Here is a 21351-nt window from a genome sequence, read left to right on the forward strand (position 1 = left end):
TACTGCAACGGCACTAATATTGAGGTGGTCGTTGGCCGCGCCGGCGGTAGTGGCAGGTCCGGGCTTGATGTTGTCGGTGTCGACGCCAGTCTGACCAGGCCAGGACGTGCTCGAGGCAGGCGGTCGGTGCGAGGGCGATGGCGGCGAGGATGCGGCGGATCTCGTTGCCCGAGAGCGGGATCAGCTGCCGGCGGCCGGTTCGAGATCCCCCTTTTCGGCGGGCTGTGGTGTTCGGTGGCGCGGGTTGCGGCGAGGTAGGCCGCGGCGAGCATGGCCAGGGTGATGTGGGCGTACCAGGCCCGCCAGGATCGGACCTGGTAGTGGTCGAGGCCGGCTTCGTTCTTCGCGGTCTGGAAGCACTCCTCGATCGCCCATCGTGCCCCGGCGACCCGGATCAGTTCCCGCAACGGAGTCTTCGCGGGGGCGGCGCAGCGGTAGAACGCCAGCTCACGCACCGTCTTCCCCTCGGCGGGTTCGGTCTGGCGGCGCACCAACAGCCAGTGCGCCCATCCGTCGGGCAGTCCGGCCGGATCGAGCGTGACCGCGGTCCAGTCATAGATCCTCATCCCGTGCGCGCCCGGTCCGATCGCGCGGCGTTCCCACCCGCCGCCCTTACCGTGCCCGGCGAGGGTGGCCAGGACCTTGGCCTGGCGGCGGTGCCCGTCCGGACTGATCAGGACGTCGTCGTTGCGGGTGGCCAGCACGAACGGCACCTCGTGATCGACCAGCCAGGCCCGGAAGGTCGGGTTCTGCCCGTAGGCCTCGTCCGCGGTCACCCATGACGCCCCGGACAGCACCCCGGCCCGGTAGGCGCGGGTCAGCATCGCCACCCCGAGCTGCGGTTTCGTCGCGAACCCGGCCTCGGACGGGATCCCCGCCCGCGCGCACCGACCGGGGTCCTCGGTCCAGGACGTCGGCAGGTAGAGCTCCCGGTCGATCAACGCCCGGCCGCGGTTGCTGGCGTAGGCCAGGAACACCCCGAGCTGACAGTTGTCGATCTTCCCGGTGGTGCCGGTGTACTGACGTTGCACCCCGGCCGAGCGCACGCCCTTCTTGATGAACCCGGTCTCGTCGATCACGAACACCCCGGACGCGGCGTCCCCGAGGTGCTCGAGGACGTAACCGCGCAGGTCATCGCGGACGCCCTCGACGTCCCAGTCCGCCGTGCGCAGCAGTCGCTGGGTGCCGTCCGGTGACAGCTCGCCGGCGTGCTCGGCCAGCGTCCACCCGTTCTTGCGTTCCAGCCCGGCCAACAGCCCACGCATGTACGTGCCGGCACGCCGCCGCGGCTCGACCCGGGTGAACCGGCGCCCGATCAACTCCACCACCGCGTCCAACGCCGCAACCCACCCCGCCACATCCACCACACGGTGATCATCACCGCCCGACAGACATCAGCATCCCACGACACGCCGAGACTGCCGTTGCAGTACTAACTCACGACCGTCCAGAGTGGTCCACTTCGCATCGTCACGAAAGAGCATCTTCATTTCATTCGGCTCATGCCAGCTGGCGCCGATCGGCGCGTCGCCGTCAAGACCATTCCAAAGGTCTGCGAGTGTCAGGAAGAACGCCTGGCTCAACTTGTCACCGCGCATGAGGGTGGTGTCCGGAATGTTCCAAACGAGGCATTCCATGAAATAGGACGGCTTGTCGCTAATCTTGCCAAGCCGTACAAGCTCGTTCTCTGTGCGTTTCAGGACACGTACGAACTTCTGGTATCGGCTGTTTGTTGCGCTGTTCTTGAGTCGACCATTTGCCAGCTGTTGATCGGGCCAGTTCACGACACGCCGATCGTCGGTAGCGGCGACATAGCTACCCTTTTCGAAGGAAAAGAACTGCGCATCGTTGTAGAGTCGGTATGCGTAGCTAGGGACTACGTCGGCGCTCGGTCGACTTCCGGGTACGGCAGATACGTTTAGCGCGATTCGGCCGTCTAAGTCCACACCATCCGCTCCGAACGCGTTCGTCAATGCTTTGCCGACTTCGGAACGCCACGCTTCAGGGCTCCACTTTCCCTGATATGTTTGAAAAGGAGGCGGACTCGGCATCGCTAAGCCGGGCCGAGTGTCGTAATAGAAACACTCTTGACATTCCACGACGACGTCGACGTCGCTGTCAGACCCGAATCCGCGAGTAGGCCTTGTGCTGATCTTGGTTCGGCGGGCTGAGTGTTGGTCGGGCCGCAGATCATGTGTTGGGCAGCGCGGCGGCCCGAGTGTCGCCTCGGGTGAGCGGGTTCCGGTGCTGGTCGGGGCCGGATCGGCCGGCTCAGGACAGGACGGGCAGGCTGCGGAGGCGGGCGAGGACCTCGGCGAGCAGGTCGTGGCTCGGTGGGAGTCGGAGGATCAGCCCGCGGGCGTGTCGGACCAGGCGGGCGGGGACGGTGATCAGCCGCCGTCGCAGGGTGGCGATCATGGCCTGGCCGCCGCGCGCGCCGTGCCCGACCAGCCGCCCGTCGCTGGTGGCGGCGGTGAGGTGGTGCAGCCAGGCGGTGCTGGTGGCGGTGAGGAGCGCGCCCCACATCCAGGCGCGGTTGACCGCGTGGTGCCCGGAGGGGAGGTGGCGCAGCGCGGCGCCGTGCTTGGCGTCGCGGAACACGTTCTCGACCTGGGTGCGGTGGCGGTACCAGTGCTCGACCTGCGCGGCCTTCGTGGCGGTGGAGACGTCGAGGTTGGTGACGAGGAACGAGTAGGCGAACACGCCGTCGACCTCGGTGAGTTCGTCGAGCGGGAGCGCGCGCTGTTCCGGGGTGCAGGGTGCGCCGGCGCCGTGCGCGTGGGTCGCTCGAGACCTGGCCGCGGTCGAGATCGAGCCGGACCCGGCGGATCAGCAGCCGGGTGGCCGCCGGCCACCAGTCCGGGCTGTACTCGGCCACGGCGACCTGTGCTGCGGTCATGTCGATCGCCTCGGTCCATCCGTCGGCCGGGACTCCGTCGAGGATGCGCCACAGCGGCGCGGTCCGCCGTGCGCCGATCGCGAACTCCACGTCGGTGAACAAGCAGGCGCGGGCGAGCCGGCCGGCGAAGTAGCCGGCGTCGGCGCGCACCCGGATCCGCCCCGCCCGCGCCGCGGCAGGCAACGCAGCCAGTGCCCGACCCAGCAGCTCCGCGCTGGTGGCGCGGGGATCATCGCGGCCGTCACCGAGGTCGGCGGCCAGTACCACGGACGCGTCGGCCCACGTGGCGATGTGCGGGCGGCCGACCCGTTGACCCTGGTGGTTGAACGCCACGCCCTGCTTGCCCCGCCCGTAGACCTCGACATCGGAGGTGTCCAGGTCGATCGTCACCTCCGTCGCCAACGCCCGTGCACGGTCCGGGTCGACCCGGCCGAGCAGTTTCAGCGCGGTGGCGTGTACGTCGCCGAGCCCTGTCTCCACCGCCGCCCACTGGCTCTCGGACAACCGGCGGGCCAGACCGGCGGCGGTCGTGGACGCCAGCTCCGGGACCGGGGTCAGCGCCTGGCCCGCAGGATCGGCGCGGTGACGGTCCAGCCCGACGAGGAACTCCTCCCCGCACCACTGTGCTGCCACCATCCCGACCAGCACCTGCCCGGCAGTGAACCCGCGCTCCCGGGTCTTGATCGGGCCGACCGCCGCGTCCAGCCTGTCGATCACCCCAAGCCGCTCGACCAGCTCGGTCACCGCGGCCAGACCGGAGAACCTGGTCAGCGATTCATCCGGCGCGCCGACCTGCACCCGCGCACGCCGGGCTCGCCGCTTGCGTACTCTTCGCACCCGATAGGTGTCCTCTCGACCTTGATGACTGTGTCGTCGCAAACACGATCATCGCAGGTCAGCAGGACACCTATCGTTGTCTCACCGTCCGCCAGCGCCCACTACTCGCGGATACGGGTCAGACCGAACGTTGGTGTTGTTCGGGTAGGATCCTTTTGTATAGATCTTGATATTGACGCCATCGAGGGCAGGCCAATTCTCAATGGCATTACGAACCATACGTTCGGCTCGTTCCTGTTGTAGTTGTTCGTTGGCGCTCGACGGGGCGCTCCAGGCCGAGATCAGCTGCTCTCGGTCACTGTCTGTCATGGTCATATCACTCCTCGGGGGTTGCCGAGGAGCCTACCGATCGGGACCGACAGATCTTCTAGCTCGGGTTGTCGCCCTGAGTCTGCTCGTAGACCCATTCGAAGTACCGGTGGTGGCCCGTTACCAAGGGCATCGCGATGACACATGGCACGTCGTCGGCGTGATCGCGATCCGCTCGCGCCACAATCTCAGGGACGAGAGGGCCGGCTTCCCCAGCGTCCGGCTGCACGACTTCCGGCACACCGTCGTCACGCTGCTGTTGCAGCTTGGGGCGGCGCCGCACGTCGTGCAGGCCATCGCCCGGCACGCCGATCTGGACGTCACATTGGGCATCTACGCGCAGACCAACCTCGACGCCATGCGCGAGGCGCTGGACGAGATCGAATGGGAGTTCTGATGCCCTCAGGCCACCGACCGGAACCGAGCGACGAGTCGGAAGCGCTGCGGGGTCTCGCCGGGAACGATCTCCATGATCTCGCGCTTCACCATGCCTTTGAGGGAGGTCCGCACGTTCGGCTCATCGTCGTTGCCGACCGCCTGGCAGACCTCTCGCGGGCTCAACCCGCGCTCCGTCAGCATCCCCGGCAGCTCGGCCATCGTTCGTTGTGCGGAGCCGAGATAGACCTCCTCCAGCGAAGCGCCCTCGATGGGAGCGTTTCCGCTCTCAATCTCATCGGCGTACTCGACTGCTGCGGCAGCAACCTTGCGCAGGAAGCGAGCAAGGGCAAGAGCTTCTGTGGTCATGGTGGAATCATAGTGGACTATTGTCCAACGGGTCAACTTATAGTCGACACATTCCACAACGCGACAGAGGGACGGAAGGTCTGCACGGTGTTGTCGGCTGGCCTGCGGGGACAGCTTGGCCGACGCCGTTGCTACACGACTGCTACAGACGGCGGGTCGAAGGCGACCGGAAGATCATCGATCATGCCTCTGACCTGGTCGGGGTGGCGGGATTTGAACCCACGGCCCCTCGCTCCCAAAGCGAGTGCGCTACCAAGCTGCGCCACACCCCGTCGCCAGGAGTGTAGGCCTCGTCGTCGGAGGCGGGGCAGCCGGACATGCGCGCGCCGCGCCCGCGCCCCGCAGGGCGCGGCCGTCGGCGGCGTTCGGGACACGGCCGCCGGCGGCGCACGGGCCCGCCGATCCGCGTGATCGGGACCAGGAGACGATGGTCGGACCTGGCGGAACGGCCGGTGGAACCCGACGACCCGGTGACCTTCGACCGGGGACGCGGTTACCGTCGGAGGCGGTCCGCTACGCTGGAGGGGGCCGGGAGACCGGCCACGCGGGCGTAGCTCAATGGTAGAGCGCCAGTCTTCCAAACTGGCTACGCGGGTTCGATTCCCGTCGCCCGCTCCACCAGCTGACCAGCGTAAACGCTGATCAGCTCTGATCTTGAGACAGACTTCGTGCATCAAACGTGGTGCGAGTCGGTCCTAGCGTTGACTGCATGGCAGGTCGACAGCCCGCGAGTACGTCTCGCGCCCGGGGCAGCATCACCACGCTTCCGAGCGGCACCATCCGCGTCCGGGTCTACGCCGGGGTCGACCCGGTGTCCGGACGTCGGCACTACCTCACCGAGCTGGTCCAGCCGGGGAAGAAGGCGCAGCGCGAGGCCGAGGCCGTGCGGGCCCGGCTGCTCGCCCAGGTCGAGGAGCGCCGGAACCCGCGGACCAACGCCACGGTCGACGAGCTGGTGCGGCGCCACCTCGACCAGTTCGCCGGGGCGCCGAACACCTTGCAGATGTACCGCGGGCACGTGAAGAACCACATCTCGCCACTGCTCGGGCGTATCAACATCGGTCGCCTGGACCCCGAGATCCTGGACTCCTTCTATGCCGAGCTGCGCCGCTGCCGGAACCACTGAGCCTTTGCCAACCTGCTGGACGGGCAGATCATGGCCGCTGCGGCGTGGCGTGACCTCGAATGGGTGAAGCTCCTGGTAGACGGGCGATTGCCTAGATCAGTCCGTCCAACCAGGAGCTTCGAAGTGTTGTCCTACCCGTCCGGGATGACCGTGTCCAGCCGCGCCCTCGGCGTGCTCTCCGACGCGCTGCGAGCGCATCGCAACAAGCGCCGAACCCGCTGGCGCAAGCTGCCCGCCGGCCGCCAGGCCCTGCTGGTCGTGGCCTACTTACGCAAAGGTGAGACCTACGCCGACCTGGCCTGCGGCTTCAAGATCGGCACGTCGACGGTCTACCGGTACATCCGCGAGGCCCTCGACCTGCTCGCCGCCATGGCACCAACGCTCGAGCAGGTGATCGAGGTCGCCAAGCGCAAGGCGTTCGTCATCCTCGACGGCACCCTGCTGCGTATCGACCGGGTCGGGATGGCGTCGGGGTATGACCGAGCGTTCTACTCGGGCAAGCACAAGGCCCACGGCCTGAACGTGCAGGTCATCGCCGACCCCGTCGGTAGGTTGGTGTGGATCTCCCCGCCCCTGCCCGGAGCGCGACACGACATGGGAGCCGCCCGCGACCACGGCATCATCGACGCCCTGACCGAGAACGAGATCCCCGCCGCCGCGGACACCGCCTACCAAGGCGCCGGACCCACCGTGGCGGTCCCGCAGCGACGACGGCGCAAGGACCCCGACACCGGGAAGTTCCGCAAACTGTCCCGCTTCCAGAAGGACGTCAACGAGGCCCATGCCCGCCGCCGTGGGCCCGGTGAGCGGGCCAACGCCGAGCTCAAGAACTGGCGTGTGCTGCGCAAGATCCGCTCCAGCCCCAACACCGCGGACAAGCTCGTTGCCGCAGTTCAGACCCTCATGATCGCCAACGCATGATCAGGTTGGCAAAGGCTCACTGCTCCGGGTCCGGGCTCGTCGACCACCGGACCCGCCGGGATCACGAGTGCGACGACCGGTGCCGCCCGCACCGCTGCAAGCCGCTCTCGGCGACGACGATCCGGCACATCCACTTCATCCTCTCCGGCGCCCACAAGCGCGCCGTGCGCTGGCGCTGGGTGGCGGTGAACCCGCTCGCCCAGGCCGAGCCGCCGCCGGCCCCGAAGTCGAACCCGCGGCCGCCGAGCGCCGAGCAGGCCGCGCAGCTCCTCAACAAGGCGTGGGACGACCCGGACTGGGGCGCCCTGATCTGGACGGCGATGACGACCGGCGCCCGCAGAGGAGAGCTGTGCGCCGTCCGCTGGACGTGGCTCAACTTCGAGGAGGGCCGCGAGACGCTCTGGTTGCAGAGCGGGATCCGCAAGAGCGACGACGGCTGGGTCGAGGGCGACCTCAAGACCCACCAGCAGCGACGCATCGCGCTCGACGCCGAGACGGTCGCCGTCCTCGCGGACCTGCGCGCCCGGGTGGTGAAGCGCGCGGAAATGCTCGGGATCGAGCTGGCGCCGGACGCGTTCGTGTTCAGCACCGCGGCCGACGGCGCGACCTTCCCGACGCCGGACAGCGTGACCCAGCGCTACGACCGGATGGCGAAGAAGCTCGGGATCGTGACGACGTTCCACAAGCTGCGGCACTACTCGGCGACGGAGCTGATCGTGGGTGGGGTCGACCCGCGGACCGTCGCGGGGCGGCTGGGGCACGGTGACGGCGGGACCACGACGTTGAAGACCTATACGGCGTGGGTGTCGGAGGCGGACCAGCGGGCGGCGACCGGGCTCGGAGCGCGGATGCCGGAGCGTCCCAGTCGGGCCGAGGAGGAGCGCCGGGCTGTCCGGGTGTCGGAGCACCCGTACGAGCACCTGGCGGACGCGATCGTCGCGAAGGTCGGATCCGGAGAGCTCGCCATCGGCGACGTGCTCCCTCCGGCTGAGCAGATCGGTAAAGAAGCCGGCGTCTCGCTGTCCACAGCGCGGCGTGCGATTCGGCTGCTAAAGGAAAGGGGTGCCGTTATTTCTGTCGGCCGTCGCCCGATTGTCGCTGAGCCCGCGCTGATTGAGGCCGCACCCGGTGCGGTCGCCACACCTATTCTTCCTGCAGCTGCACCGTATCCGGAGTCGGCAGCGAACGACTACTGGATGGCGACGCTGCGGGGTCCGGCCGGCCTACGCTCGGGTATCCGAATGATCAGCGGGTCGCTCGCTAATCCTGACGGGTTCCGGCAGCACCTGCTCGGCATTGCGCGGATTGAGGACCCAGCCGGAACCGATGATGGAGATTCGTGGATCGGTCGCTACGAGCTGGAACTGAAGCCAGCAGGCGAGGGTGACGTCGTGGTCCTCCGCTGGTGAATCAAGGTTGTCTAGAGATTGCGGTGGCCGGTCGGGGTAACACGACGAGGGACATCAGCGACACTAGAGGTGGCCCGCGATGGGTGGGCGCCGACGTCGAGGTTTGGAGCAGTTTAGTACCGATGGGAAGCTATATCGACTTGACTGACTCCGAAACGCGACTTGGCGACTTTCAGATCGTACGCAGGCAATTCGCCGCCGAGCTCATTGGCTCTAGCGGGGTGGTGTACAAGGGCTTTGTTCTTGCTCGTAGCTCGGCTGGCAATGCGTTAACCATATGCGACGTCACCTTCCATAAGTCAAGCACAGATGGGAGGTATCCGCCGAGGTTGTCGTTCTGCCGCACTGATATCGATTACATCGCGAAGGATGCACCGAAGGGGCGCGCACGCCGCGTTTCTTTTCAGACAGGACAAGACGGTTACAGAGAGTTCTGGCAGATGATCGCCTTCCTGTACCGCTTCAAGGAGATCGTCGATCTGGGCGAATTTGCGGAGTCATATAGAGCGGCAAGCGCAGAGGATGTGATTCTTCATATCGAGTCGATTGAGCAATCGTCCCGCGGGCGAGCTCTCGCTGATTTAGCACACCGGGCCGACGTGGACGCCGTTGAGCTGAGTCAGATTCTGCTGTCGAGGAGTCGGCGGTCCGCCGTTGAAGAATTTGGCGTCCTGCTGGCGGATGCATCTTACCGCGAAACCTATAGAGCTAAGCATGCAGGCAGCATCAAAGGAAGAGGTGAAGAGGCTATATGGCACCACTTCCTTAGTTCGAACAAGTGGATCTTCGGCCTAAGTCTAGATTTGCGATTTATCGAAGATTTCGTCGACGAAGCATCCGTGGGAGTGGGGAGTACCGCGAACCATGGGAACCCACGGTCTGACATGTTGGGGTGGAGCGACTACACGATCCTGGTTGAGATCAAAACTCCGGGCGCTGCAATATTTACCGAGACGAAGACGGCCGATGCACGTGCCGGAACGTGGTCTTTCTCGACTGCTTTCATTGAAGGAATAAGTCAGTGCTTGGCTCAGCGCTCCAGCTGGGAAAAGGGGCACAGTGTGAAGTCGATAGAGTATGAAACTGAAGGTGTACGCTACGAGCTAGACCAGAACTCAATTCGCACAATCGATCCATCGGTTATCTTTATTATTGGACACAAGGAAAGAGAGCTGCCTCTCCGTTCAGCCTCGATGGATGTGAGGACTAAGCGGGACACGTTAGAGAGATTCTCGAGAAATAGCCGAAATGTAAGTATCGTAACTTACGATGAGTTATTCTTGCGCGCTTACCAGATAGCTCACGGCGAACGCCCGTCCTCGCCCCCCGGCATCTAGCGCCTTGGCTGGCGGCGAGGTGCATCTGACAAAGTTGTCGGTCCGCGAGATCGAGCTGGTGTTCCGGAGCACGTCGCGCCAGCTGGCCTCCTTCTAGGCTGGCGTCATGAGTGAGATTCTCACCGTGTGTACAGCGGCGCCGACCCGTGCGATTGCCGTCCGGCTCGTTCAGTCGGCGATCGCTGCCGGACTCGCGGCAGGTGGTCAAGTCTCGGGGCCGGTCGCCTCTGTCTTCTGGCACGCCGGTGAGTTCGGGGAGGGCGAGGAGTGGGTGGTCTCGTTCAAGACCACCACCGCCCGCTACGACGAGCTGGAGGCGCACCTCATCGAGCACCACGAGTGGCAGAACCCCGAGGTTACGGCGGTGCCGATCGCGCGGGCGTCAGCGGCGTACGTCGAGTGGGTGGAGCGCGTCACCGCGAAGTAGCTCCCGCACGGCGGGGACGTCGCCGTGGTGCTCCCCGAGCCGCGCGGCGACCTCGGCGAGGCGCTGGCGCGGCCGGACCGAGGCGACGTTCCCCATGACCCGGAGGCTGGCGGTGATTGTCTCTGCGGCCTGTTCGACCTCTCCGGCGTCGGCGTAGCTCTGCGCCAGCCAGGAGGAGTAGAGCGCCTTGTCGCGGGCGTGCGCGTCGCTGTAGCGGCCGAGCGCGCTCTCCAGGACGGGGACGGCGCGCAGCGGTCGGCGGAGTTCGGACCAGCAGCGGCCGGTCATGATGGCTAGGGCGTGTCCTGTAGGTCGGCACGCAGCCACAACACGATGGCCGCGATGGTGATCTCCGAGCGGTAGTAGGCCACCCGCTTCGCGTAGCGGGTGGCCAATGCCCGGAACTGCTTGAGCCGGTTGAAGCAGCGCTCGACGACGTTGCGGCCGGCGTAGAGCTCGGGGTCGAACCCCGGCGGGCGGCCCCCGCGAGAGCCTTTGCCCAAGCGGTGGTTGATCTGATCGACTCGTTCCGGGCTGGTGAACGCGATCTGTCGCCGTCGCAGAGCCGCCCGGGTCGAGGGGTGGGAGTAGGCCTTGTCCGCCAGGACCCGGTCAGGGCGCCGCCGGGGTCTGCCGGGTCCGTTGCGGCCGACCGCGACTTGGTCCAGCAGCGGCAGCAGCTGCGGATTGTCCCCGGCCTGGCCGGGGGTCAGGATGATCGACATCGGGAGTCCGCGGCCGTCGACGGCGAGGTGGATCTTGCTGGTCAGTCCGCCGCGGGACCGTCCGAGGGCTTCTCCGTCGACGGCGAGGTCTTCGACCCATCCGGTGGTGCAGCCCCCTTTTTCCGGGCCCCGGCGGAGTGCTGGTGAGCCCGGACGGAGCTGGAGTCGATGCTGAAGGTCCACTCCACGTTCCCGACGGAGTCGTCCTTGACCACGACGTGGTCCAGGATGCGTTGCCAGGTGCCGTCCGCGGTCCAGACCCGCAGCCGCTCGTGCGCGGTCTTCCACGGGCCGTAGCGTTCGGGCAGGTCACGCCACGGCGCCCCGGTCCGCAGCTTCCACAGGATCGCGTTGATCACCTGCCGGTGATCACGCCACCGCCGACCCGCAGTCTCCACCGGCGGGAGCAGCGGCTCGATCCGGGCCCACGCCTTGTCCGTCAGTTCACCACGTCCCACCACCCGGCCATGATCACCGAGGCCAGGTCAGAACCCTTACAGGACACGCCCTAGCTCGTCGGCGTCGATCCAGGCGGCGTAGTCCGGGGTGCGGGCTCCGGCGACGGCGTGTGCCTCCTCGGCGAGGCCGAGGCAGCGGGCGGTGGTGTCGGCGTCGCCGTCGAGGGCGAAGGTCCAAGCGGCGCGGGAGTAGAGCAGGGCGCGGACGCCGGGGTCGACGCCGTCCTGGCCGGCGGCCTGGACCGACTTCTCCGAGATCGTGCGTGCGGGCTTGCCGAGGGCGATGAGCTGGTAGGCGTGGAAGGCGAGAGCGTTCCCGGCCAGGCCGGGGTCGCCGGATTCGAGGGCGGCGGCGTGGCTGCGGCGGAAGTGCTCACGGGCCAGGTCATGCCATCCGGCGTCGAACGCGGCCCAGCCGGCTTGCTGTGACTGCTCGGCGTGCACGGCCAAGAGGGCGCGCTGCACGACGTCGCGGGCGGTGCCGCCCTGGAGGATGCGCGCGGAGAGTTCGGCCTCGGCGTTGTAGAGGCGGTAGGTGTCGGCGCCGCCGAGGGTGTCGTCGAGGCGGCGCAGGCTGGTGAGCCGGTTCGACAGGTCGGTGGCGACGTCGATCGTCGCGGCGTGGGAGCTGGTGTCGCCGAGCACGCTCCCGAGGAGGCCGGAGAGCGCGAGCGAGCCGCTGGCTCGCAGGAAGTCGCGTCGCAGCACTGAACTGTCACCGTCCCAGGCGTCTGAGTCCCGATCGGACGGCGTCGACGCTACGGAGACGGGCTCGGCAGGAGCAGGGCATCCACCCGGCATATCCGCAACGGGCCGGGTGACGGCGGGCACACGGCGGGTCGAGGGGGCCGGGGCGCCGAGCTGGTCGAGCAGTCGTCGGTACACGGCCTGGGGCCGCTGCACGGAGCCGGTCTCCCAGCGGCCGACGAGTCGGACGTCGAGCTTGGTTCCGCGCTCCTCGTTCGTCGTGAACGCCAACCGCACCACGTGGTCCACGAGGTCCTGCTGTGACCAGCGCTGCACCTCGTCGCGCCAGCGCCGGAGCTTAGACGTCGTTTCAGAAGTGGTGGGCCCGGTCCTGTCAGTGTCGGCAACGGCTGAGAGCATCGGCTGATGGTCGCGCCTCGTGTGTCTGCGAAGACGAAGATCTTCGAGTTGGAGATCGTGTTGGTCGAGGTGGCGCCGTCGGTCCGGCGTCGGGTGCAGGTGCCCGGCGAGATCGACTTGGCGGTGCTGCACGATGTGGTGCAGTCGGTGTTGGGCTGGACGAACTCGCATCTGCACGAGTTCGAGATCGCCGGGCGCCGCTACGGGATCCCAGACCCCGACTGGCCCTCCCAGGGCGTCGCCGACGAGACCAAGGCCAAGCTGTTTCGGCTGGTCAAGGCTGGTGATCGGTTCGGCTACATCTACGACTTCGGCGACAACTGGACCCATGAGATCGCCGTCGAGGCGGTCGAGACCGCCGAGCCGGGGGTGCGCTACCCGCGCTGTGTCGCAGGGCAGGGGGCGTGTCCACCTGAGGACGTCGGCGGGATCTGGGGGTACGAGGACTTCCAGGCCGTACTCGCCGATCCTGCCCATCCTGACCACGCTGAGCGTCTGGAGTGGGCGGGCGGGCCGTTCGACCCGAACCGCTTCGACCCCGACGAGGCCGACCGGGCCCTGGAGTGGCTGGCCTGGCGACCACTGGCATCGACTTCGTAGCCGGCCGACCCTGGTGAGGGCGGCCGGGGGGCGGATGTCACGCCGGTTGCGACCGGCTCCCGGTGAGGCGGCGGTGGCAGATCAGGGCGCAGGCCAGCGACAACAGCGCGGTGATCGTCGCTTCGGCGCGGTCGTAGCGCAGGGCGAGGCGGCGGAAGTCCAGCAGCCAGGACATGGTGCGTTCCACGACCCAGCGGACCCGCCCGAGCCGGGTGGAGTCCTCGATCCCACGCCGGGCGATCCGCACCCCGATCCCACGCTTGGCCAGGTAGCGGCGGCAACGCGGATAGTCGTAGCCCTTGTCGGCGTGCAGCTTGTCCGGCCGGCGACGAGGCCGACCCGGCCGCCCCGCCCGTTCGCGGACGCCGGGGTTGGTGTCCAGCAGTGGGGCGAGCATCCGACTGTCGTGGGTGTTCGCACTGGTGACCATCGCGTGCAGCGGGAGCCCGTCGCGGTCGCAGAGCACGTGGTACTTGCTGCCTGCCTTGCCGCGGTCGGTCGGCGAGGGCCCGGTGGCCTCTCCGCGGCGTTTGGCCCGCACACTCACGCTGTCCACCGCCGCCCGTGACCAGTCGAGCAGGTCCTGCTGGGCGAGACGGTCGAGCATCACTCGGTGCAGTTCCGCCCACACCCCGGCCCGCTGCCATTCCTGCAGGCGTCGCCAGCAGGTCACTCCGGACCCGCAGCCGAGCTCGGCGGGCAGGGCGTTCCAGCTGATCCCGGTCTTGAGCACGAACACGATCCCGGCCAGCGCGGCCCGGTCCGGCACCCGCGGCCGGCCGGTCCGTCCCCGCTTCGGCCGGCGCGGCCTCGTCGGGAGCAGCGGCTCCACCACCGCCCACAGCTCGTCGCTCACCAATCGCTCGACACAAGATCGCCTCGACATCGCCGAGCATGATCAGCTACCAGCGCGACTCCACATAGGATCAACACGCCGACTTCTGAAACGACGTCTTATGACCCCAGGGCTCGTCGCTGCTGTCCGTATCCACGCCGACGGCCACCCCCGATCGCTCGCAGAACCCAGTCTGCCGGGCGAATGCCCTGCGCTACCAGGGTTCTGACCTGCTTTGTTCCGCCGCGAATCACCATCGTCGACGGCATGAACAGCAGTGCACCACAGCCACGGGACCCCCGGGCCGAGTTCGAGGAACTGCGCGAGCTGACCCGCGAGATGGCCGAACGGATCGAGCGGCTCAGGCGCCGCCGGCGTCGGGACCTAGCCGACGCTCGATGGCGTCGATCCGTCGAACGAGAGCGCTCACGTCCGCCCTGAGCGCGTCCAGCTCGGCGAGAACGGGGTCGTCGGCGTCGGGGTCGTCGACCTGATCGCCGTCGAGGATCCGGGCGATGTGGTCACCGGACCAGCCGAGCGCTTCGGAGACGGCGGCGAGGGTGCGCGGGCTGCGTCGGCGGGGCGTGAGGTTGTGCTGCAGCTCGCGGACGGTCATCAGGGCGACGCCCGCGCGGGTCGCGAGTTCGGCCTGGGTCATGTCGAGCTCGGCCAGACGCGTCTTGATCGCCTCGGCGACGGCGTCCCAGTCCTTGGCCACGCAGACCTTCCTCAGTGCCTCAGTAGGTACGGACCTGCTGATTTCGGTGCTGAGGCTAGCGGCCGCAGGCCCGTCCAGGTGTGACGACCTGCTCAGCCACACGATGAGACTAGTATTAGCAGCTAATATTGGTGCTACTGTTAGCGCACAGCGGATCAAGAGGAAGGGGCAGTCGATGAGCAAGCAGGAGCCGGTGGCCGTGGCGGCGGCGCCGCGGTTCTACAGCGTCGCGCAGGTCGCGGCGATGTTCGGGATGTCGACGATGACGGTGTACCGGGCGATCGCGGCGGGGGAGTTCCCGGCCGTGAAGGTCCGGGGGCGGCTGATCATCCCGGCGAAGGCGATCGAGGCGATCGCGGACCTGGCGGTGGCCGAGCAGACGGTCGTCGACACGTCCGGGTGGGCGCCGGTGCAGCGCGGGAGCGCCGTCTGATGGGCGGCGTCGGTGTGGTGCTGCTGGTCCTGGTCGCGGGCGCGTTCATCTGCGCGAAGGCGCGGTCGGCCGCGGGAGCGGCGCTGTTCACGGTGGTCGCGGCGGTGGTGTTCGTGGCGACGCCGGTCGGGCAGGGCGTGCCGGGCGCGGTCGCGACGTTCATGTCGGCGTTCGACCAGGCGGCGACGCCCGCGCTGAACCGGACCCCGGCCGAGCACGCCGCGACCGAGGGCGGTGCGGGGTGACGGCCGCGGCGGAGCGGGTCGAGCTGTCCGCGCTGGTCTGTCCGGGCTGCGGGCGCCCGGTGGCGGGGGAGCCGCCGACGGGCTGGCCCGATCGGGCCGGACGTCCGCCGGCGTTCTCGCACCGCGACGGGTCGGTGCTCTGCCCGGACGACCGCGGCCGGGTGCCCGAGCCGGTCGAGGCGCTCCGGTGACCGGGGCGGTGCGGCCGGCCGATCTCGACCCGAGGCTCGCCGAGGTCACCGGCCGGACGATCCGGTTGCAGGTCCTCGTCGACCACAGCGCGCAGAGCGCGGGCCGGTGCCCGACGTGCCGGTGTGCGGTGAGCCCGACCCGGCCGGGGTGCCCGTCGCACGTGGTCGCGCTGTCGCTGCTGGAGAACCGGCCGCTGCCGTCCTGGCTGGCGCACCTGGCCGGAGAGGTACCGGGCGTCCGGGTCCGGACCGAGACGCCAAGCGACGACGAGCGCCGCGCCGCCGAGGACTCCGCGGCCGGCCTGTTCCCGGCTCCCCGCCGGGTCCGGCCGAGCGGAGCGCGGCCATGACACGAGCACACCACCTGGGACGGCCCGGCGACGGGTTCTTGGCGGGACACAGCCGCCGGGCCGCTCTCACCGCACATCAGCAGAAGGCAGGAGAGGCAACGATGGTAGAGCGAGACGACGACCGGTGGCGCGCCCGCGCGGCGTGCAGGTCGGTGGACCCCGACACGTTCTTCCCGACGGCGGAGAGCGGCACCGCGCACGACCGGCAGGTGGCCCGCGCGAAGCGGGTCTGCCGCCGCTGCCCGGTGCAGACCGCGTGCCGGGACTGGGCGATCGACGACCTCCCGCACGGCGTCGCCGGTGGGCTGACCGAGGACGAGCGCCGCCGCGCCCGCCGGGCGACGACCCGCCGGGCCCGTCGCGCCGAGCTGCGCCCCGCCGTCGCTCCCGCGCCGGTGCTGCGCACCGACCGGGTGCCGGTCATCTCCGCCGGCCGCGCGGCCCTCGCCGCGGGCGTCGACCGCGACGACGTCGCCCGTGCCCTCGGCGTGACCCGTCGGACTGTCGACCGCTGGGCCGCCGCCCTCGTGGTCGCCGCGGGTGGTGGTCGGTGATGGCCGCGTTCGACGTCTCCCCGACGGCCACGGCGTCCGGCCGGATCCGTGAGCTGCTGCGGCGGATCGCGGTCGAGGCGTTCGGCTCGACCGAGACCGAGGTCCCGATCCCGGGGTTCACCGTGTTCACCGACCGTCGTCTCGACGACCCGTTCGCCGGGATCGGTGCGGCGTTGCTGATGCGCACCGTCGCCGAGGGACAGCTCTACGAGTACGCCCGCGCCGCCCGTGCGGCGGGCCGGTCGTGGGACGAGATCGGTGCCGCGCTGGATCTGCCGTCGGGGGAGTACCGGCCGGTGGGGGAGCAGGCGTTCGACTGGCTGGTCTGCGGCCGGGCCCCGGACCCGGAGCCGGACGGGGTGCGCTCGTTCCGGACGCCGTGCGCGTACTGGCGCTGCTCGACCTGCGACGGCCTGGTCACCGATCACGGCCCGTTCGAGGGCAACCCGGCCAACAGCGAGGACGGCCACGCCAAGGGCTGCACCCGCCACCACGCCGAGGTGCAGGCGTGGAACGAGGGGTGGGCCGACTGATGGAGATCCTGTTCAGCTCCACCGCGCTCGTGCTGGCGGTGTTCGCCGCGGGCGCGCTGCTCGCGTGGTCGCGCGGTGGCCGCCGGCCTCGCCCTGGTCGCGCTGCTCCCCGCGGCGACGATCGTCACCGCCCTCTCGTGGCCCGCCCTGCTCGCAGTGGTCGGGCTGGCGGGGGTGATCGTGTGGCACCGCTGGTCGCGCTCCTCGGCCACGGTGTCCCGCTGGGCTGCGCGGTCCCGCCGGAAGGTCGGGGTGGCGTCCAGCCTGGACATCGTCCGCCACGCCGGAACCATCGCCGTCCGCCGCCGCACCGCCACGGTCCGCCCGTCCCTGGCCGGGGTTCCGCGTTGGCAGCGGCTCCGGCTCGCCACGAGCGAGGCCGCGGTAGAGCTGTGCCGCACCGGGGCGCTGCGGGTGTGGGCGCTGGTCGAGGACGTCGTGATCGTCGTTGGCGGCCCCCGCACCGGCAAGACCGGCTGGCTCGCCGGGCGCGTCCTCGACGCCCCCGGCGCCGCCCTGGTCACCTCGACCCGCACCGACCTGCTCGACCTCTGCGCGCCGCTGCGCCGCCAGACCCGGGGCGAGGTGTTCGTGTTCAACCCCGCCGGCCTCGGCGACCGCACCTCGACGATCACGTTCGATCCGCTGACCGGCTGCACCGACCCGGTGACCGCGACCGAGCGGGCGACGGACATGCTCGCCGCCGTCGCCTCCGGGTCGGGTGGGGATCGGGAGTTCTGGGACGGTCAGGCCCGCCGCGTCCTGGCCGCGCTGCTGCACGCCGCCGCCCTCGGGCACAAGCGGATGGCCGACGTCCTCGGCTGGGTCGCCGATCCGGACACCGCCGGCCGGGAGGTGCCCGCGTTGTTGCGTCGGTCGGGGGTGACGGCGTTCGAGCAGGACGTCATGCAGTTCCTGACCACGAACGAGCGCACCCGGTCCTCGATCACCTCGTCGGTGATGCCGGCCCTGGGCTGGCTGACGCATCCGGCGGCGGCTGCGGCGGCTGAGCCGGGCGAGGGGTTCGACGTCGCCCGCCTGCTCGACGAGCGGGCGACGGTGTTCCTGCTCGGCGCCGAGGAGGCCCAGACCGCACCCCTGGTCTGCGCGCTGACCGGGCACATCGCCCGCGAGGCCCGACGCCTGGCCGCCGGACAGCCGAAGGGCCGCCTGGACCCGCCGCTGGGGCTGTTCCTGGACGAGGCCGCCCTGATCTCCCCGGTCCCGCTGGAGTCCTGGACCGCGGACATGGGCGGCCGGGGTGTGACGATCCTGTGCGCGTTCCAGTCCCGCGCCCAACTCCTCGCAAGGTGGGGCGAGCACAAGGCCGCGACGATCCTGAACAACACCGCCGCGGTGATGATCTTCGGTGGGACGCGGGATAAGGCGGATCTGGAGTTCTGGTCGACCCTTGCGGGTGAGCGGGACGAGCGGGTCACCACGACCGATGACCACGGCCGGGTCGCGTCCCGGTCGGTGCGGAAGGTGCCGGTGTTGGCGCCGGCGCAGATCGCGAATCTGCCGGCGGGGCGGGTGGTGGTGATCCGGCGTGGGATCGCGCCGGTGATCGGGCGCGCTCAGATGGCGTGGAAGCGGCGTGACGTCCGGCGTCGGGCGCGGCTGCTGCGGCGGCTCGAGGCCGAGACCCGCTGGCACCGTCGCAGCGAGGCCGTCCGGACGTGGGCCGACCGGCAGCTCGAACACGCCCTCACCGCGCTCGCCGCGCATTGGCCCGACCGGTTCGGGGAGGCGTCGGAACGGGTGCAGTCGTCGAACGCAATGTTCGCGGAGCTGCGCGCGATCCGCCGTGCGGCCGAGCAGGACCGGGCCGTCGAGGCGTCGGCGCTGCTCGAGCCAGGCCCCGACGGCGAGGGCGGTCGTCCCGCGGGCCCGGCCGGTGGCGCGGGTGACAGGCGGTGGACCCGATGAGCGGGCGCTACGAGCTTCTGAACCCCGCCCAGGCCGTCGACCGGCTCGCCGCCGACCTCCCCGGAGGCCGGGCGGACGCCGAGCAGGTCGTCGCCTCCTACCTGCGCGACGCTACCGGCGTGCACGGCCGGCCCTCGTCGGGCTGGCGGATGGATGAGTTCGACCTCGACGACGCCCACGCCCGGTTCGGGTGGGTCGACTTCGCGGGTGGCGAGACCGTCGCCCAGGCCCGCACCCGCGCCGATGCCGCGGCGGTCGCGGCGCTGCGGGAGGCGCAGGGGACGTCGGCGATCACCGAGCGGGCCCGGCTGGCCGGGCTGCACTCCGACGCGGAGATGTGGGGCTACCGCGCCCACACAGTCGGGCTCGACGAGCTGACCAACACCACCGGCTGCGCCCCGCAACCCCGGCTCGTGACCGTCGCTCGGGAGGGCCGGGAGCGCTCGCACCGCGAGGCCGCCGCCGCCCACGACGCCCGAGTCCTGGCCGCCGAAGCGGCGGCCGCCGCCGCGTCGACGACCGCCGCCGATCACCACCAGCAGACCGACTGCGACCCGCGCGAGCAGCGAAGCGACGACCACGAGGAGGACGACACGATGCGCGGTGCGGACGACCGGAACCAGGAGGGGTGGTCGTTCGCCCCGAACGGGCGGCGGATGCGGATGTTGTCCGACGACCACCCGTCGATGCGTGCCTTGCGCGCGGAGATGGAGGCCGCCGCGCGCACCGACGACGGCCCCGACCCGGTCCACGAGGACGAGCGCGGCGACCGCGAGCAGGTCCTCGACGAGGGGCCCGGCGCGTTCGTCGATGGCATGTGGTTCACCCCGGACCCGGCCGTGGAGGGCGGGGTCCGGCCGCTGACCGACACTGAGATGCGGCGGGTCTCGGACCTGGTCCGTGCGACGCAGGCCGAGGCGCTGGCCGACGACCTGGCACCCCACGATATCCCGCCGTCCGCCCCGCGGGCCGACGTCGACGCGACGGAGTGGGGCCGATGAACACGCCCCCGCACCCCGACACCCCCTCGAAGGCGGAAGGTCCGACCGGTGTCGCCGTCGCCGGGCTGGCCCGCCAGGTCGACGACCTGAACCGCAGGCTCGATGCGCTCGGCCCCGTCAACGGCCGGGTCGACGAGCTGACCCAGGTCGTGGCGGAGCTGAGCCAGACCCTCGCAACGGTCGCCGCGCGGCGGCGGCCGGCCCCGGCCCCGTCGTGGCTGCTCGCCCCGACCGAGCCGGATAAGGTCGCGGTACTGCTCGACGAGCTGACCGGGTGGCTGCGTCTGGTGTTCCTGCGCTACCCCGACGGTGCCGCGGTCGTGCCGGAGTGCTGGGCCTGGCACGCCGACGTCGTCGAGGAGCTGCTGTGGCTCATGCACGCCTGGTGCGCGGCCTACCAGGGCCCGGACGCCTCGGTGCAGCTCGCGGGGGACTGGCACGACCGCCAGCGCCCCGGGGTGGTCAACCGGCTCCGTAAGTCCGTCGGGTCGTGCTCGATCGAGAGGCACCAGACCCGACCCGGGTGGGGTGCCCCGCCCGGGGCTCCGCCGACGGTGCCGGGTGAGCAGCACACGTCGCTGATCACCGCGTGGTGGGCGGACAGGAGCGAGCAGGCGCCACCCGAGCCGGCGACCATCACCGCCGCGGGGGCCGGCCCGATCGGCGGTGCGCTCGGATGACGCTCACCGGAGCACCGAGCGGTCGCGCCGGCCGGGCCGCGATCTGGCTGCCGGGCCTGGCCGTCGCGATCGGGGCCGCGGTCGCGACGGCGCACGGCCTGTTCGAGGTCGCGCTCGCCGCGCGGGTCCCGGCCGGGATCGCCTGGATCTACCCGCTGATCACCGACGGCCTCGCCCTGGTCGCCTACACCGCCACGGCCCGGCTGTCCGGGTCGGCGGCCCGCTACGCCTGGTCGGTGGTGATCGTCTCGGCCGGGCTGTCGGGGCTCGCGCAGGCGGTCTACCTCGCCTCCGACACCGTCACCGCGGGCGGGGAGCTGGCCGTGAGCGCCGCGCTGCGGTTCGGGGTCGGGGCGTGGCCCGCGATCGCGGCCGCCGTCGTCGCGCACCTGCTCTACCTCCTCGCCGAGAACGACACCGACGAGCAGCCTGAGCACCACGACCGGCAGGCGCCGGACGGCGCGGCCGGATGCCGTGTCCGGGCGACGATCACCGTCCCGCCGTCCGGCCGGACACCGGCGGGACAGCCCGACGAGGTGGGACACGGTCCGGCTGTCCCGCCCGCCCTCGACGGGCCGGTGATCCCGGCCCCGCCGCGGCCGGTGTCCCACCCCGCTCCGCGCCCCGCGGTCCGGTCGGACGGCTCCGGCCCGGGTGGGACGGGCGGGTCGGGTGCGGGCGCGCAGGAGCGCGCCCGCACCACCGCCCAGACCCACCGCGAGCGCCACGGAGCCCACCCGACGGTGCGCGAGCTGCAGGACCTGGCTGACGTCGGCCGGGGCACAGCTGCCCGCGCCCTCCAACAGCTCCGCGACACCCCACCGCAGACCGCGAGCGGCCTGCACCTCGTCCCCGACGAGCCCCAGAACAGGACCACCCGATGAGCAGCAGCAGCGAGAAGACCACCGCGACCGAGCAGAACGCCAGAACCCAGAGCGACTACCCCGAACAGAGCAACAAGAGCCCAAGATCAAAAGCAGCAC

26 protein-coding genes, 2 tRNA genes and 1 pseudogene are annotated in these 21351 nt (G+C 70.1%); 18 read left to right on the forward strand and 11 right to left on the reverse strand.

Annotation, left to right across the window (positions count from 1 at the left end):
* The 4 genes and pseudogenes from AB7F12_RS29305 to AB7F12_RS29320 form a co-directional block, all read right to left on the reverse strand.
* The coding region (locus tag AB7F12_RS29305) for an IS701 family transposase (protein WP_428518049.1) at positions 1–1364 on the reverse strand (1364 nt) is incomplete at its 3' end.
* A 30-nt stretch (positions 1365–1394) separates the two neighbouring features.
* Complete coding sequence (locus tag AB7F12_RS29310; RefSeq protein WP_428502742.1) at positions 1395–1784, reverse strand: hypothetical protein; 390 nt, start codon at positions 1782–1784, stop codon at positions 1395–1397.
* Positions 1785–2271: 487 nt separating this feature from the next.
* The gene (locus AB7F12_RS29315) at positions 2272–2703 is read right to left on the reverse strand and encodes a transposase (RefSeq protein ID WP_428502743.1); all 432 of its coding nucleotides are present in this window, start codon (positions 2701–2703) and stop codon (positions 2272–2274) included.
* A gap of 172 nt (positions 2704–2875) precedes the next feature.
* A pseudogene (locus tag AB7F12_RS29320) lies at positions 2876–3736 on the reverse strand (transposase); the annotation flags it as partial.
* Positions 3737–4157: 421 nt separating this feature from the next.
* On the opposite strand from AB7F12_RS29320, the gene AB7F12_RS29325 reads away from it, so the two are divergent.
* The gene (locus AB7F12_RS29325; protein ID WP_428502744.1) at positions 4158–4442 is read left to right on the forward strand and encodes a tyrosine-type recombinase/integrase; all 285 of its coding nucleotides are present in this window, start codon (positions 4158–4160) and stop codon (positions 4440–4442) included.
* 5 nt (positions 4443–4447) lie between these two features.
* Here AB7F12_RS29325 and AB7F12_RS29330 read toward each other — a convergent pair whose 3' ends face one another.
* Both AB7F12_RS29330 and AB7F12_RS29335 read right to left on the reverse strand, forming a co-directional pair.
* Complete coding sequence (locus AB7F12_RS29330; RefSeq protein WP_428502745.1) at positions 4448–4789, reverse strand: hypothetical protein; 342 nt, start codon at positions 4787–4789, stop codon at positions 4448–4450.
* A 195-nt stretch (positions 4790–4984) separates the two neighbouring features.
* Positions 4985–5061 (reverse strand) — tRNA-Pro (locus AB7F12_RS29335).
* Between the two features lie 272 nt (positions 5062–5333).
* On the opposite strand from AB7F12_RS29335, the gene AB7F12_RS29340 reads away from it, so the two are divergent.
* The 6 genes from AB7F12_RS29340 (at position 5334) to cutA (ending at position 10009) form a co-directional block, all read left to right on the forward strand.
* Positions 5334–5407 (forward strand) — tRNA-Gly (locus tag AB7F12_RS29340).
* 91 nt (positions 5408–5498) lie between these two features.
* Positions 5499–5915: a hypothetical protein gene (locus AB7F12_RS29345; RefSeq protein ID WP_428502746.1), complete on the forward strand. Its 417-nt coding sequence runs from the start codon at positions 5499–5501 to the stop codon at positions 5913–5915.
* Between the two features lie 123 nt (positions 5916–6038).
* The gene (locus tag AB7F12_RS29350) at positions 6039–6836 is read left to right on the forward strand and encodes a transposase family protein (protein WP_428517060.1); all 798 of its coding nucleotides are present in this window, start codon (positions 6039–6041) and stop codon (positions 6834–6836) included.
* Positions 6837–7015: 179 nt separating this feature from the next.
* Positions 7016–8245, forward strand: a complete 1230-nt coding sequence (locus tag AB7F12_RS29355) for a tyrosine-type recombinase/integrase (protein ID WP_428517062.1) — start codon at positions 7016–7018, stop codon at positions 8243–8245.
* A gap of 83 nt (positions 8246–8328) precedes the next feature.
* Positions 8329–9582: a Shedu anti-phage system protein SduA domain-containing protein gene (locus tag AB7F12_RS29360; RefSeq protein WP_428500005.1), complete on the forward strand. Its 1254-nt coding sequence runs from the start codon at positions 8329–8331 to the stop codon at positions 9580–9582.
* A 106-nt stretch (positions 9583–9688) separates the two neighbouring features.
* On the forward strand, positions 9689–10009 hold the full coding sequence (gene cutA / locus AB7F12_RS29365; protein ID WP_428500006.1) for a divalent-cation tolerance protein CutA: 321 nt from the start codon (positions 9689–9691) through the stop codon (positions 10007–10009).
* Here cutA and AB7F12_RS29370 read toward each other — a convergent pair.
* The 3 genes from AB7F12_RS29370 to AB7F12_RS29380 form a co-directional block, all read right to left on the reverse strand.
* Positions 9965–10297: a hypothetical protein gene (locus AB7F12_RS29370; RefSeq protein ID WP_428500007.1), complete on the reverse strand. Its 333-nt coding sequence runs from the start codon at positions 10295–10297 to the stop codon at positions 9965–9967. The genes cutA and AB7F12_RS29370 overlap by 45 nt on opposite strands.
* A gap of 5 nt (positions 10298–10302) precedes the next feature.
* Positions 10303–11192, reverse strand: a protein-coding gene (locus AB7F12_RS29375; protein WP_428500030.1) for an IS5 family transposase whose coding sequence is annotated in 2 segments (ribosomal slippage) — positions 10303–10820 and positions 10820–11192 — 891 coding nt in all. Because the reading frame shifts where the segments join, the coding sequence is not laid out codon by codon here.
* Between the two features lie 36 nt (positions 11193–11228).
* Positions 11229–12215: a hypothetical protein gene (locus AB7F12_RS29380; RefSeq protein ID WP_428518051.1), complete on the reverse strand. Its 987-nt coding sequence runs from the start codon at positions 12213–12215 to the stop codon at positions 11229–11231.
* 90 nt (positions 12216–12305) lie between these two features.
* Here AB7F12_RS29380 and AB7F12_RS29385 point away from each other — a divergent pair, with 90 nt between their 5' ends.
* Positions 12306–12899, forward strand: a complete 594-nt coding sequence (locus tag AB7F12_RS29385; RefSeq protein WP_428517064.1) for a plasmid pRiA4b ORF-3 family protein — start codon at positions 12306–12308, stop codon at positions 12897–12899.
* A 37-nt stretch (positions 12900–12936) separates the two neighbouring features.
* Here the strand turns inward: AB7F12_RS29385 and AB7F12_RS29390 are convergent, their stop codons facing one another.
* Together AB7F12_RS29390 and AB7F12_RS29395 are read right to left on the reverse strand one after the other, a co-directional pair.
* Positions 12937–13785: an IS5 family transposase gene (locus AB7F12_RS29390; RefSeq protein WP_428500010.1), complete on the reverse strand. Its 849-nt coding sequence runs from the start codon at positions 13783–13785 to the stop codon at positions 12937–12939.
* 310 nt (positions 13786–14095) lie between these two features.
* A complete protein-coding gene (locus tag AB7F12_RS29395; RefSeq protein WP_251783754.1) occupies positions 14096–14452 on the reverse strand; it encodes a helix-turn-helix domain-containing protein in 357 nt (118 codons plus the stop codon).
* Positions 14453–14627: 175 nt separating this feature from the next.
* Between AB7F12_RS29395 and AB7F12_RS29400 the strand changes: the two genes are divergently transcribed.
* From AB7F12_RS29400 to AB7F12_RS29445, 10 genes are all read left to right on the forward strand, one after another.
* Positions 14628–14885 carry a helix-turn-helix domain-containing protein gene (locus AB7F12_RS29400; protein ID WP_075333733.1) on the forward strand — a complete coding sequence of 86 codons (258 nt, stop codon included), beginning with the start codon at positions 14628–14630 and terminating at the stop codon, positions 14883–14885.
* Positions 14885–15130, forward strand: a complete 246-nt coding sequence (locus AB7F12_RS29405; protein WP_392701439.1) for a hypothetical protein — start codon at positions 14885–14887, stop codon at positions 15128–15130. The genes AB7F12_RS29400 and AB7F12_RS29405 overlap by 1 nt, the downstream gene beginning before the upstream one ends.
* The gene (locus AB7F12_RS29410; RefSeq protein ID WP_428500011.1) at positions 15127–15321 is read left to right on the forward strand and encodes a hypothetical protein; all 195 of its coding nucleotides are present in this window, start codon (positions 15127–15129) and stop codon (positions 15319–15321) included. Before AB7F12_RS29405 ends, AB7F12_RS29410 begins: the two co-directional genes overlap by 4 nt.
* A complete protein-coding gene (locus tag AB7F12_RS29415) occupies positions 15318–15671 on the forward strand; it encodes a hypothetical protein (RefSeq protein WP_428500012.1) in 354 nt (117 codons plus the stop codon). The genes AB7F12_RS29410 and AB7F12_RS29415 overlap by 4 nt, the downstream gene beginning before the upstream one ends.
* A gap of 101 nt (positions 15672–15772) precedes the next feature.
* Positions 15773–16225 carry a WhiB family transcriptional regulator gene (locus AB7F12_RS29420; RefSeq protein ID WP_428500013.1) on the forward strand — a complete coding sequence of 151 codons (453 nt, stop codon included), beginning with the start codon at positions 15773–15775 and terminating at the stop codon, positions 16223–16225.
* Positions 16225–16758: a hypothetical protein gene (locus AB7F12_RS29425; RefSeq protein WP_428500014.1), complete on the forward strand. Its 534-nt coding sequence runs from the start codon at positions 16225–16227 to the stop codon at positions 16756–16758. The genes AB7F12_RS29420 and AB7F12_RS29425 overlap by 1 nt, the downstream gene beginning before the upstream one ends.
* Before the next feature lie 75 nt (positions 16759–16833).
* Positions 16834–18687, forward strand: coding sequence for a type IV secretory system conjugative DNA transfer family protein (locus AB7F12_RS29430; protein WP_428500015.1), 1854 nt, complete (start codon positions 16834–16836; stop codon positions 18685–18687).
* The gene (locus AB7F12_RS29435; protein ID WP_428500016.1) at positions 18684–19688 is read left to right on the forward strand and encodes a hypothetical protein; all 1005 of its coding nucleotides are present in this window, start codon (positions 18684–18686) and stop codon (positions 19686–19688) included. The genes AB7F12_RS29430 and AB7F12_RS29435 overlap by 4 nt, the downstream gene beginning before the upstream one ends.
* Positions 19685–20368 (forward strand): hypothetical protein, encoded by a 684-nt coding sequence (locus AB7F12_RS29440; RefSeq protein ID WP_428500017.1) that lies wholly within the window; start codon positions 19685–19687, stop codon positions 20366–20368. Before AB7F12_RS29435 ends, AB7F12_RS29440 begins: the two co-directional genes overlap by 4 nt.
* On the forward strand, positions 20365–21252 hold the full coding sequence (locus AB7F12_RS29445) for a hypothetical protein (protein ID WP_428518053.1): 888 nt from the start codon (positions 20365–20367) through the stop codon (positions 21250–21252). Before AB7F12_RS29440 ends, AB7F12_RS29445 begins: the two co-directional genes overlap by 4 nt.
* Positions 21253–21351 lie beyond the last annotated feature (99 nt).

Origin of the sequence: Pseudonocardia sp. (assembly GCF_050250275.1) — a bacterium.
GTDB lineage: Bacteria > Actinomycetota > Actinomycetes > Mycobacteriales > Pseudonocardiaceae > Pseudonocardia.